This is a genomic window from Microcoleus sp. A003_D6, assembly GCF_036702825.1.
In the GTDB taxonomy this organism is placed as follows: Bacteria; Cyanobacteriota; Cyanobacteriia; order Cyanobacteriales; family Microcoleaceae; genus Microcoleus.
In genome coordinates this window covers 1-12513 of record NZ_JAUBWA010000096.1, presented here as the reverse complement: position 1 = coordinate 12513, position 12513 = coordinate 1, and the positions used below count along the sequence as shown (strand labels likewise).

The window sequence follows — 12513 nt, the reverse complement described above, 5'->3', positions numbered from 1 at the left end:
CGAAAATGGCATAAGGTGCGTCGCCATGAGATTGTCGATCTTTGTTTAAGGATTTTCGATGGCGACGCACCCTACGAATGACTAATGAAAACTGACTAATCATCAATTTGCCATCCATCTTTGGTATAATCTTCATCCACAATCTTTTTCGGGCGCATCACCAAAACAACTCGCCCCAAAATCGAAATATCCGGGGATGTTTCAAACCAGTGCAATTCTAAATTTCCCCCGTTATCGGCGAGGAAATAACTGTCAGCATCCCACTGTCTTTGCGCTCGATCGGCAATAATCAAAACTTCTTCAACTTTACCTTGCAGCGGTACCGGCAATCGATCGCTCATTTCCAAAACCGCCACCGGATCTTCAGCGTTCAAAATTACCTGCCATCCGGGAATAGCCACCCAAGCTCCTGCCCCCGAAAATTTTACCATTCGGAACGGCCAGATTTCTTCCGGCAAAGGCACTGCCAGCAAATCTGACGTAGAAAGCGGCAATTTGCCCACAACCGGGACAATCCGGGGCAATTGTTCCTCAGAATCGAGCCGGTAGACGGGCAAGCGGGGCGCCGCACGCCTCGAAACTACAGTAAAATCGACGAGCAACTGCTCGATTTGCGCCCTAGCAGTTTGGCTGCTAGCTAATTTTAAACCGCGAGCAATTAAGCGCGATCGCTCTTGCAAATCGCTTTTCTGTCTCGCCAATTGCCAGCACTGGTAAGCTACAGCATCCCCTGGAGTGTCTGTGAACCCCTGCGGGAGACTCCCGAAGTGCGAAAACTCCTTGATAGCTTTAGCCACTTGGCGAGCATCGTCAACATCCAAATTGTGGGCTAGCATTAAAGCCGCCGCGCCGGCCCGCTCTACTTGAGAGAGAATCCGAAATTCGTATAAAATATCACTACCTTTTCGCAAAAAGTGCGATCGAACTTCCTCCGAAGCCCCAGCGTTGACCATGCTGGTGTAAACTTGGGCAGCGACGCTGACCTGATTTTGCTGAATTGGCTCAAAACCAGTTTCTTCAAAAATCCTTTGAGAGCTGTAGCCAGCTTTTTGCAGTGCAGTGCAGGCTTGTCCCCACTCTACCCAAGTGCCTTCTTTGCGGCGGAGCGATCGAATTAACTTTTCGACATCCACAGCATTAGTGGAGGGTTCAGATGCAGGAAGGAAGGAATCTTGCGGTGTATCAGTCATAATTGGATTAAAAATCAGCGCTAAGTTATGTGTCAGGAACTCAGGGCTAAAGCCACTGAGCTTGTAAGAAATTACAAGTTGTTCTGACCAGACCCCTCTTTTGAGGAGACGTTATTCAGGTCACGATACCGGAGAATGCGACGCCAGTTTTGGGCTCTGTCATCTGCAATTAAACAGTTTTAAAGTCACTGAAACAGTGTTGCAGGTCTAACAAGCCTTTATAACCAGGTCGAGGCGAACATTACCCGAAAGGGATTCGGAGACAACCATATCTCCACAGAGGGGCAACCATAGCCCTCTAACCCCGAAAGGGGATTCAAGGCGGTTGAAACCGCCGAGTCGTTTTCCTCTCAGGACTAAAGTCTCGCTCGCTTCCCACTTACCGAGTGTTTTTTGTGATTGGATACCAGCAAGGCTTCTGTCGCGGCAGAGCTATAGATTGATAGTAAGTCAGGAACTCAGGGCTAAAGCCACTGAGCTTGTAATTTTTTACAAGCTGTTCTGACCAGACCCCTCTTTTGAGGAGACGTTATTCAGGTCACGACACCGGAGAATTCGACGCCAGTTTTGGGCTCTGTCATCTGCAATTAAATAGTTTTAAAGTCACTGAAACAGTGTTGCAGGTCTAACAAGCCTTTATAACCAGGTCGAGGCGAACATTACCCGAAAGGGATTTGGAGACAACCATATCTCCACAGAGGGGCAACCATACCCCTCTACCCCGCAAGGGGGATTCAAGGCGATTGAAATCGCCTGGTCGTTTTCCTCTCAGGACTAAAGTCTCTGAGCTTCTCACTTACCGAGCTTTTTTGTGAGTTATTAGACTATTGTTACAGAATAGTTGCTCGCCTAAATTTATAAAGGGGGAGTTTATCCTATTGTTATGTATAATGCCATTCCAGAGCTAGATCAAATTAAACGCCAGCTCATGACCCTACACCGACCGAAAAAACCCAAAATGCTGGTAGTAGACGACGAACCAGACAATCTGGATTTACTCTACCGCACTTTCCGACGAGATTTTAATGTGCTCAAAGCTGAGAGCGGAATTCGCGCCTTGGAAGTCCTCGGCATCGAAGGCGAGGTTGCCGTCATCATTTCCGACCAGCGGATGCCAGAAATGAAGGGAACGGAGTTTCTGAGCAAAACCGTGCCCCAGTTTCCGAATACGGTCAGAATTATCTTGACTGGTTTTACGGACATTGAAGACTTGGTGGATGCGATTAACTCGGGACAGGTTTACAAGTATATCACCAAGCCTTGGGACCCGAACGAATTGAAAATGGTGGTGCAAAAAGCGGCCGAGACTTATGAAGTTCTCAAGCAGCGGACTGAGGAATTGCACCGCGCCCAAAATCAAATACAACTGTTAGCAACAATCATGCAAACGGCTGCGGATTATCCGAGTTTGGAAGCAAGTTTAGAGCCGATTGCTACTGCTGTGAGCGATAATTTTTTGGCGGACGCTTGCATTTTGCAACTGGTGGAAGAAAATGTTTTAATGCCAGTCCAAGGCAGTCACACCAGCGGCCAAACAGTGGAAAATTGGCTGGCAGATGACCCTCTGGTTCGAGAAGCGATCGCCTCTGGAACTATGCAGGGTGCTGTGAATATTGCCAGCGACTCCGCCTTGGCTAGCCTGCCGCACTATCAAAAATCCGGCATTCAAGCTCACCTGAGCGTTCCGGTGATTCACCAAGGTCGATCGATTGCCCTGATTTCCATCCAGTGGAAGCAACCTTGTTCCCTGCGCCCCGACGAACTCACAACAGTTCACCTCGCCGCTCAACAAGTTGCTTTGGTATTGACGAGTTTTCAGGCTCAGTAGTCATCAGTCATCAGTCATTAATCATCAGTCATTAATCATCAGTCATCAGTCGGAGCTCTGTATTGAGTCGAAAATGATAGCAAACCAATGATTCAAGACAAAATATAACCGATCGCTAACAAATAAAAAATCATTAATGACTGGCGACGGCATGAGATGAATCGACGGATTAATTATTTTTTTATGCTGACCAATGACCAATGACCAATGATAAATGATTAATGACTAATGATTAATGACTAATGACTGATGACCAATGACTAATGACTAATGACCAATGACTAATGACTAATGACCAATGACTAATGACTAATGACCAATGACTGATGACTGATGACTGATGACTGATGACTAATAACTAATAACTAATGACTAATAACGCCCAAGAAATTAAAACTATATTTAATCGAATTGCACCAGTTTACAACAAAATGAACGACTGGTTGAGCTTTGGGCAGCACCGGATTTGGAAGCAAATGGCAGTGAAATGGAGCAGTGCGGGTCCGGGAAATACTTGTTTAGACTTGTGCTGCGGCAGCGGGGATCTAGCTTTGCTGCTGGCAAAACAAGCAGGGCCTACCGGTTGCGTATTTGGAGTAGATTTTTCTGCCGAACAATTGGCCGTTGCGGCCAGGCGCGATCGACCTTTTCTCACCCCTTCTAGTCCCATTACCTGGGTAGAAGCTGACGCCCTAAACTTGCCTTTTCCCGACAATTACTTCGACTGCGCCACAATGGGTTACGGCTTGCGCAACGTGACGGACATCCCCGGCAGTCTTCAAGAATTGCACCGCGTGCTCAAACCCGGTGCCACAGCAGCTATTCTCGACTTCCACCGCCCCAGCAATTCCCTAATGCGGAGCTTTCAGCAGTTTTATCTAGATACTCTCGTAGTACCGATTGCTCAGCAATTTGGCATGACTCAAGAATATGCCTACATTAATCCTAGTTTAGAAAAATTCCCGATCGGCCAGCAGCAAGTCGCGATCGCCCGCCAAGCCGGATTTGCCGCCGCCACCCACTATCCCATTGCCGGAGCTATGATGGGAGTATTGGTCATTAGTCATTAGTCATTAGTCATTAGTCATTGGTCATTAGTTGTTTGTTATTAGTTGTTTGTTATTAGTTGTTTGTTATTTACTAGCAATGAGCAATTGAGCAATGAGCAATGAGCAATGCCCCATGCCCTATGCCCAATTCCCAATTCCCAATTCCCCAATTATTGATGAATCCGTCTGACATTTGGCTGTTGTTGGCCCCACCTGTAGTGGGAGGAATTATTGGCTATTTCACTAATGATATAGCTATCAAAATGCTGTTCCGCCCCTATCGAGCTATTTACATCAAAGGGCGGAAGTTGCCTTTCACTCCAGGCTTGATCCCCCGCAACCAAGAGCGTTTAGCAAAGCGAATTTCCGACACAATTATGGGTTCGCTGCTGACGCCACAGGAACTGCAAAACTTAGCGCGCCGCCTCCTGCAAACTGAGCGGATGCAGTCGATAATTCTCTGGCTGTTGCAGTTGGCGCTGGATCAGGTAAAAGCAGACGCAGAGCAAAAAACCGCTAAAATTCTTGCTAACATTCTGCGAGATTTACTGGGGGAATCTGTGCCGCGAATTCTCAAAGTTTTGGCGCGCCGGGAAGATTTTTTAGAAGCTCAGCTAAATCAAATTTTTGACCAAGTTTTGCTGGAGATTCAGCTAACCGAAGCTCAAGCGGGCCAGTTGGCTGATTGGCTGTTGCAGGTAGTAATACCGCCGGAAGTGCTGCGGCAGACTTTGATTGACTTTTTGACCGATCGCAATATTTCGATTATCGATGAAGGGTTTAGAGAAAAAACCAGCGGCACTTATTGGGTAGTAGCCAATTTGTTTGGTTTGCGCAACACTTTAACTCGGCTGCGGACTTTTTGTCTGGATGACAGAGAAGCGACAAATCAGCGGTTAGCAGAGTTAACTGTTTCTTTGGGAATTCGCGGGCGACTTCAGGAATGGCTGCAAAATTTGTCGATGCAAAATTTACCGGTTTCGACTGTGAGACAGTTGCGAAAAACTATGCGCGACAGTGTTCGCACCTACGTTCAACAGCGGGGTACAGACGTACTTGAGGGGTTGAGCAAATCTATTGACTGGGAAAATATTTCGCGGTTGATTCTCAATCGATTGCAAACTTCAGCGGTGATGAGCGCTTCCCTGGAAATTGTCAGCAAAGAACTGGCTTTGGTTTTAGATCGTTATTTAGAGCGGGATTTAGAAAATATTGTAGCTCAGGCTATCCCGATTTTGAATATCGACCAGGTGATTGTCGATCGAGTAAAAGGTACTTCTCCTGAAGATTTGGAGTTAGCAATTCAGGGAATTGTCAAAAGCGAGTTGCAGGGAATTGTAAATTTAGGAGGAGTTTTGGGTGTTTTTGTCGGCTGTTTGCAGACTGTTGTGCTTTTGATTCAGCGGTGATTTATTTCGGCAGTTGTGAGATATTTGTTGTAGTCTAATATTCACTCGAACTGCGCGCACAGTACCAAAAACGCGGTTTTGTGGCCGTATTGGTCACCTCAGCCAGAGGATTTGTGGTAAAAACCGGGTTTTTGTAGCCCCATCCTAATTTACCAGAAAGAATTGGTTTAAAGCCCAAGCCCGATCGGGAGAAATTAAAAGAAGACTATTCATTACTTCAATCCTCGGACTTCCAGGTAGAAGTCGCCCCGCGTGCGGTTAACTGTCAACTGTCAACTGTCAACTGTCAACTGTCAACTGAATTATTTCTTAAATCTATGCCAGCCCCAAATTCGGACGATCGCACATACATCCCAAAAAACCCCCGCAACCTCAGCCGCCAACAATACGAGCGTTTAACCGCAGAAATTGCCGCTCCCTATCGGCCTCTGCGACAGTTTGTTTACGTAGCTTGCGGCGCTTCCGGCTTTATCGGCGGCTTGGTTTTCCTCGCTAAAATTGCCTCGGGGCGGGAAATTGGCTCTGCTTTTCCCAATTTTGCCCTCCAAGTCGGAGTTGTGGCTCTGATGGTGTTTCTGTTTCGCTGGGAGCAGCGCGCCGAGGGCCGAGTCCCGAAGTCGAAGTAACAAAAAATTTACAAATTGAGACAAAAATCTATCTGAGGCAAGGAATAGTTAGAAATATAAAGAAATTATTATGAAATCCTGGTTTGCGAGCGATCCCTGTGACGATAATATAGTGGGTTCAATTGGGGTCAGCAAATTTAAAGACCCTAATCATAAACCGCTTGTAATTGGTTCAATTGGGGTCAGCCTTCATAAAGACCCTAAATATATAAAATAAATTTAAGCCCAGCGCCAGCCTTCACTGATAGAAGAGCTGGCCTTCGGCATTTTGCTAGGAGCGAGAAATTGGTAGATGTGTCACAGTCGAATTAGAAAAAGATGTTGGGAGATTTTACTATGAGCAAGTCATTTTTCAAAGAGCGGTGGACGTTATTTTTAGCAGCAGGTGTGGGAATTGTATTTTACAGCAGTGCTGCGGCGGCGGCCGAAAAGGTAGTGCTCAAATACAGTGCGATCCGCATGACTTTACCAGTCAGCGAATTAGAAATTTTTGCACAAACTGGGAAAATGTCGCCCGGTTTAGAAATGCTGCTGGGAAAGGCAAAAAAAGACCCGGAAGCGGTTCGCAGCAGTCTGACGAGACCGGTAAAAGTCAGTCAAAGGTTTTTGGATCAAACGCTCAACAGTAAGGTTGGGGAAATAATTCTCGATGAAGTGGGTCAGGTAATTCGCACTCCTTCTGGGAATGCAAATCGAGAAGCTTTGCGCGAGGCCTTGGTGCTGTCTGCAACTAATGATAACGAGATTACGCTGCTGGAAGCGATGAAGAATTATCCTGCTCCAGAGGTTAATGTTGAGGGCGATCGCTTAGTTGAAGCTTACGGCAAACTTGTAGCTTTGTCAGAACAATTGGGCGGCGTTTCAGAACGGCTGCAAGATATTTTGAACAAGATTCGCCTGCCTAGATTGTAGCGGATTTTGTCTAGGAGGGTTGATTCGTGCGATCGCAGAATGTTGCTGAACTTGCATCAATTACAGGGGAGTTACATTTTTTTTGTGCAAAATTTGCCTAATTTTTACACAAGCTTAAAAAAAATATAACTCCAGGCAAGCTCCAAACCTGACGGGAATCAGTCATTCCTAATTATAAAATCTAAATCAGATAACTTCGCTGTCAAATCTATCTCATGATAGATGTTCCAATAGTCCGGACAGTTTTCAATCACCAACGGTAGAATCAGGGTTCCAGCTTCCTCAGCAGGTGAAATCTTAACGGTAGAATGCGGGTTTCAGTCGCTGCCCAAAAAACTGTCCGGAGTATTGATGTTCTACAGTTTCAAAAAAGTTTGTCAAGGACTAACAGTGTTGTTTGGAAGGAAAGTATTTTTAAAAAAAAGGCGGGTAAGAGCTTGTGTATCGCCCATAAACTGAAATAATATCGGGTGGACATTCCAGATCATCTATCTTAAAATAGAGAAATTCTGTCAGAGTCAGGCGCTTGCGGAAAAACCGCCGATCGTTAGTAAGCTTGTGCTACAAAAGGTGCTATTACGTAAGGCATTAGCAAAAGCTATGGCTCAAAAAAATGGAATGAAAAACGCTGAGATGGTATTAATTAATACTTGCTGTTGATCGACTTTACTTACTGGGTAAGACTAGCAACATGAACAACAATCCTATTCGTTCAAAAGACCGTTTTTTGGTTTTCGGCGCTCCGGCGATCGAAGATGCTGAAATTCAAGAATTGGTGGCAACCATGAAAACAGGTTGGTTGGGTACAGGCCCGAAAGTCAGGAAATTTCAAGACGAATTCAATGCTTACAAGGGTTCCCAGTACGCGATTGCAGTCAATTCCTGTACGGCGGGACTGCACTTGAGCGTCCTCGCTGCTTGCTTGGAACCGGGGGATGAAGTGATAACTACTCCGATGACTTTTTGCGCTACAGTTAATGCCATCATCCATGCAGGGGCAACACCGGTATTGGCGGATGTAGATCCGGTGACAATGAATATTGACCCGGCTCAAGTCGAAGCTAAAATCACTTCAAGAACTAAAGCAATTTTGCCGGTTCACTTCGCAGGTCGTCCCTGCGATATGGATGCGCTTTGCGAGATTGCTCGCCGTCACAACTTGAAGTTAATTGAAGACTGTGCTCACGCGATCGAAACAGAGTACAAGGGACGGAAAGCAGGCACATTTGGCGACTTCGGATGCTTCAGCTTTTATGTTACCAAAAACATTACTACCGGGGAAGGAGGAATGATTCTGGCCGCCAGTCAAGAAGATACCGACAGGCTCAACGTTTTAGCGCTGCACGGTATGAGCAAAGATGCTTGGAAGCGCTTCAGCGACTCGGGTTACAAGCACTACCAAGTGGTGGAAGTCGGTTTTAAATACAATATGATGGATCTGCAAGCTGCGATCGGCATTCATCAATTGAAACGAGTCGCCCCTTATTGGCAGCGGCGGGAGCAGATTTGGCAGCGCTACAACGAAGCATTTGCGGACTTGCCGATTACTTTGCCCGCGAACCCGGAACCGGATACAATTCACGCTTATCACCTGTACACAATTCTGGTAGATGAAGCCAAAGTAGGAATCAGCCGCGACGAGTTTCTCAACGCTATCAATGCGGAAAATATCGGTGTCGGCGTACATTACATGAGTATGCCGGAACATCCTGTGTATCAGGAAATGTTTGGATGGCAGCCGGAGGACTATCCAAATGCTGCTTACATCGGGCGGCATACAGTTAGCTTGCCGATTTCGGCAAAATTAACAGATGCAGATGTGGAAGATGTCATTGCTGCTGTTAAAAAATGTTTGGCGATCGGGAAAGCTGAAAGTGCAGTTTTAGCAACGGCAGGCTAAAGTCCTGAAATAGTTGGCAATACAAACATCCTAGCTGTTTTTTAACAAAAGCAGCTAGGATATTTTTTACTCCACAACGCCCTTTGGAAGGTAACGATCTAGCAACCTTGAAGGTTCCACCGGACGTTTTTAATAGCCCAAACCATTGATTTTATTGCATTTACCTTCTGATTTCCCCCTTTGAGGGGGCAGGGGTGGTGAACTTCTTCCTTGTTCCTTCTGCTATACCAAATCCGGGTTTAATACCCGGTCGATGGATTTGAGATTTGAGATTTTAGATGCCACTTCATCGGCCTGTACCATTCTCCGTTCGCTCGGATGCCCCCCGGAGTGAGACCCGATCCGCGGCCGCGATCCGGGAGCTTGTACCCTGGATGTTTTCGGTCAGTTATTTTAGTACGTAATATCCACCAGGAGAGTATGTGTAGCAGCAATTTCAATCGCCAAGTTATCTAAAACGCTTGAAAAGCCCTATTTAGTAGGACGCTAAACATATTGGAAAAATTTTCAGTGCGTTTTGGATGCTGCTGCTTCATTCTTTACAGTAAAAATACATAATTTTGGGTTCAGGGCCTTGTCAGTGAATTTACTGAAATGTTATCTTGTCACCATACAATCACTGTCAGACGGCAGAATCTACTTTTAAATCAAACGAAACTGGTCTCTAAACCGAGCCTCATTTTTCTATCTCCGTGTTGAGAAAGAAGTAGAAAAACTTTAGTTAACTTAAGATGAATCCCATGTTAAAACTGAGTGCTTTATCCCCAATACATTGCAATGACCGAGCCATCAGCCACGTATTTTTTTCGGTGTGCAAAGAATGGCAACACCCTGAGCTGAAGGCTCGCATGGTTGTCCCGAGTTGCGATCGCTCGTGCCGCGGCTCCAATATAGTTGAAGCAATTCCGTCATTTCTGAAAAAACTGTATTACCGCAGCCCCAGTCTTCCCAAAATTAAGACAGAGAAGCGTTTTCTCAAAGATCTCAAAGATTTTGATGCTGCCTACTTGTGGCCCGGTCTCTCCTTAGATACTGTAAAGAGCGTTAACAAGCAGAGCAAGCCGATTTTTTGGGAGCGAGTTAATACTTGTCAAAGGCAAGCTAAGAGTATCCTTGACGATGCTTACTCTCGCTTGGAATTGCAACCTCAACACGCAATTACCCCAGAAACAATTAAGAACGAAGAGCAAAAACTCAAGCTAGTTGACTTTCTGTTTTGTCCCAGTCCGGCAGTAGTAAAATCGTTTCAAGAAGCCGGAGTTCCTGAAGAAAAACTGCTGTTAACCACTGAAGGTTGGTCGCCAAAGAATTTCCCCAATTATAACTCCCACAAACCGCCGTCAGAGGAAATTAACATCCTGTTTCTCGGTTTTGCCTGCGTCCGCAAAGGGACTCACCTGCTCTTGCAGGCTTGGGAGCGAGCAGGGATTAAGGGAAAACTGACAATTTTTGGCAAACTCGAACCGGCGATCGCTCAAACTTGCAGCCATTTGCTGAATCGTCCTGATGTAGTTCACTTTGATTATGCCTTGGACTACAGTTCTGCCTATCGCCAAGCTGACTTTTTTGCCTTTCCCAGTCTGGAGGAAGGTAGCGCACTCGTTATCTATGAAGCAATGGGTCATGGTTTGCCGATTCTCACTTCACCGATGGGAGGAGGCGGTGTTGTGCGTGATGGCATTGACGGCATAATTCTCGATCCCTACGATACAGACGCCTGGGTGGAGGGACTGCGAAAACTATCTAATTCTCCTGATTTGCGGGCTAAGATGGGAGTCGCCGCCCGCCAGCGAGCTTTGGAGTTGACTTGGCCACAAGTTGCTGCTAGACGCGGAGAGCAGATTCGGCAAAAAATGCAGGCCAAATAAAAACTAAAAAGGAGAGGACTGACGAAGAGTCTTTATTGCCTAAAATCTTTAAGAAACGACTCTTCGTCTTCACTACTTGCCTGATGGTGGTTATATGACAGGACTACATATAAGTCCTACTCAAGTTTAATTAGGTTGACCCAATTATTAACTTTGTGTTGAGTAGTAGGCTCCAGAAGCCAGCCGTTGTTCAAATAACCACTGCTTGCTTTCAGGAGAATCCTCCAGCCAGCGATCGATCAATTCTGCCCATTTGACAGGTAGGCGCAACTCATACCAAGTTGAGTGAGAAGCCACAGAAAGATTGTGGTAAAGCGCTGAATCCGAAATTACTTTTTCGATACATTCCGCTAAAGCCAGAGAGTTCCCCGCCTCAAAAATCATGGAATTAACGCCGTTCTTCAAATAGGTTTTAAACATCGGGTGATCCGAAGCTACTATCGGTGTTTGAGTGCGTAAAGCGTGCTGAATTGTCAGTGGAAAACCTTCGGGATATTCGTGCCTGCTAGTAACCAAAACGAGATCGCATTCTCTCATTAAAGGTTCTATAGTCTGAGCTGGTATTACTCCCATAAATTCTACAGAATCTTTAATTTGCAACTGTTCGGCTCGCAGGACAAAAAACTCTTCTTCGCCTTTACCTGCCATTTTTAAGTGAACTGATATATTCCGCTCTCTTAACTTGGCTACGGCTTCTAAGATATCGCCAACTCCCTTACTTTGTATTAACAAACCAGCGTAAAATAATTTTAAACTTTTGACGCCCGCAGGGATTTCTTTCGGCGAAAGAGAGCCGGGATTGGTCTCTATCAGGAAGTCCCAAGGTATTATTTTATCTGGTTTCACTCCAATTTGTTTGAACAATAAAGATGAAGTAAGGCAGTAAGTCCCCACCCATTCTATTTGCTTGTTATTCAACAACTTGGCTAGGAAATAGTTGCGGATTTTATTTCGCCAACTTGTGGTCGCAATAGATTCTGCAAATACAGCGATGGTTCTAATTTTGTTTTTAATTGCCCACTTGAAAACGTCTGGAAGAACAGTCCGCATGATTAAGTGAGTCGGATTTTGTGCAGCAATTAATTCGATCAATTTTTGGGAATTAATTGGGTGACTAAATCCGCAAGCGATCGCCCGCACGCCGTTTTCTAGAACCCGATCCTCAAATTCTGGTGTCATGCAGCAAATAACCGTTACTGACTCCGCTCGTTTTGCCATCTCGGTAACGGCATCAACAGAATATTTTTGAGCGTAGTATGTTTCGCTTCCACCTTTGGCTAAACGCACAAAGGCTTCTGCGTAATCGCCGGCATACTGAACTATGACTAAGCGCATTTTCCTCAACTCTGGTTGTATAGTGTTTTATAGGACTTACGCTGCAAAAAATTTGTAATCAGGTTTATCGGGACGGTTTGATATACCGCGACTCAACCACTGTTAATTTTATTTTGCTTCAGTCTTATTATAAAGAGTTTCGGCAGCAGTCACGTCAGTATAGAGCGGCCGCAGTCGCTTTGTATGGGGGTTTCAGGCTAATTTTCTCTTGATTTTTTTGAGAGTGTATTGCAAGTAGGATGCCGAAATTAATCCCCACTCAGTAAGCAGAAATACTGTCCCCTGCAATTTGATGTCCGAAGTTGCGTGCGATCGACACTCACCAGAAAAACGAGCGAGAAGCCCCTGGCTTTAGACATGGGGAGGAAAGCGGTAGCGACTTCAGTCGCCTGGAAA

Annotated in this window: 9 protein-coding genes; 7 read left to right on the top strand and 2 right to left on the bottom strand. The window is 45.6% G+C overall.

The genetic code is table 11. From position 1 onward, the window contains the following. Positions 1–95: 95 nt before the first annotated feature. A complete protein-coding gene (locus tag QUB70_RS23270; RefSeq protein ID WP_332983698.1) occupies positions 96–1190 on the bottom strand; it encodes a RuBisCO accumulation factor 1 in 1095 nt (364 codons plus the stop codon). 883 nt (positions 1191–2073) lie between these two features. Between QUB70_RS23270 and QUB70_RS23265 the strand changes: the two genes are divergently transcribed. From QUB70_RS23265 to QUB70_RS23235, 7 genes are all read left to right on the top strand, one after another. Further along, complete coding sequence (locus tag QUB70_RS23265) at positions 2074–3018, top strand: response regulator (RefSeq protein WP_332983697.1); 945 nt, start codon at positions 2074–2076, stop codon at positions 3016–3018. Positions 3019–3386: 368 nt separating this feature from the next. Further along, positions 3387–4088: a bifunctional demethylmenaquinone methyltransferase/2-methoxy-6-polyprenyl-1,4-benzoquinol methylase UbiE gene (gene ubiE, locus QUB70_RS23260; protein WP_332983696.1), complete on the top strand. Its 702-nt coding sequence runs from the start codon at positions 3387–3389 to the stop codon at positions 4086–4088. 155 nt (positions 4089–4243) lie between these two features. Beyond that, positions 4244–5476 (top strand): DUF445 domain-containing protein, encoded by a 1233-nt coding sequence (locus QUB70_RS23255; RefSeq protein WP_332983714.1) that lies wholly within the window; start codon positions 4244–4246, stop codon positions 5474–5476. 317 nt (positions 5477–5793) lie between these two features. Beyond that, entirely contained in the window at positions 5794–6102 is a 309-nt protein-coding gene (locus tag QUB70_RS23250) for a DUF3493 domain-containing protein (protein WP_332983695.1), read from the top strand. Between the two features lie 336 nt (positions 6103–6438). Continuing rightward, entirely contained in the window at positions 6439–7014 is a 576-nt protein-coding gene (locus QUB70_RS23245; protein ID WP_332983694.1) for an alpha/beta hydrolase, read from the top strand. A gap of 691 nt (positions 7015–7705) precedes the next feature. Further along, positions 7706–8914: a DegT/DnrJ/EryC1/StrS family aminotransferase gene (locus QUB70_RS23240; protein ID WP_332983693.1), complete on the top strand. Its 1209-nt coding sequence runs from the start codon at positions 7706–7708 to the stop codon at positions 8912–8914. 848 nt (positions 8915–9762) lie between these two features. Further along, positions 9763–10782, top strand: coding sequence for a glycosyltransferase family 4 protein (locus QUB70_RS23235; protein WP_332983692.1), 1020 nt, complete (start codon positions 9763–9765; stop codon positions 10780–10782). A 147-nt stretch (positions 10783–10929) separates the two neighbouring features. On the opposite strand, the gene QUB70_RS23230 is transcribed toward QUB70_RS23235, so the two are convergent. Then, positions 10930–12117, bottom strand: coding sequence for a glycosyltransferase family 4 protein (locus tag QUB70_RS23230; RefSeq protein ID WP_332983691.1), 1188 nt, complete (start codon positions 12115–12117; stop codon positions 10930–10932). Positions 12118–12513 lie beyond the last annotated feature (396 nt).

What these genes read in the sequence shown, in the direction of transcription:
- ubiE (WP_332983696.1), top strand. Translation starts at nt 3,387, where the DNA reads ATGACTAATAACGCCCAAGAAATTAAAACTATATTTAATCGAATTGCA.
- QUB70_RS23235 (WP_332983692.1), top strand. Translation starts at nt 9,763, where the DNA reads ATGGTTGTCCCGAGTTGCGATCGCTCGTGCCGCGGCTCCAATATAGTT.
- QUB70_RS23240 (WP_332983693.1), top strand. Translation starts at nt 7,706, where the DNA reads ATGAACAACAATCCTATTCGTTCAAAAGACCGTTTTTTGGTTTTCGGC.
- QUB70_RS23270 (WP_332983698.1), bottom strand. Translation starts at nt 1,190, where the DNA reads ATGACTGATACACCGCAAGATTCCTTCCTTCCTGCATCTGAACCCTCC.
- QUB70_RS23265 (WP_332983697.1), top strand. Translation starts at nt 2,074, where the DNA reads ATGTATAATGCCATTCCAGAGCTAGATCAAATTAAACGCCAGCTCATG.
- QUB70_RS23255 (WP_332983714.1), top strand. Translation starts at nt 4,244, where the DNA reads ATGAATCCGTCTGACATTTGGCTGTTGTTGGCCCCACCTGTAGTGGGA.
- QUB70_RS23230 (WP_332983691.1), bottom strand. Translation starts at nt 12,117, where the DNA reads ATGCGCTTAGTCATAGTTCAGTATGCCGGCGATTACGCAGAAGCCTTT.
- QUB70_RS23245 (WP_332983694.1), top strand. Translation starts at nt 6,439, where the DNA reads ATGAGCAAGTCATTTTTCAAAGAGCGGTGGACGTTATTTTTAGCAGCA.
- QUB70_RS23250 (WP_332983695.1), top strand. Translation starts at nt 5,794, where the DNA reads ATGCCAGCCCCAAATTCGGACGATCGCACATACATCCCAAAAAACCCC.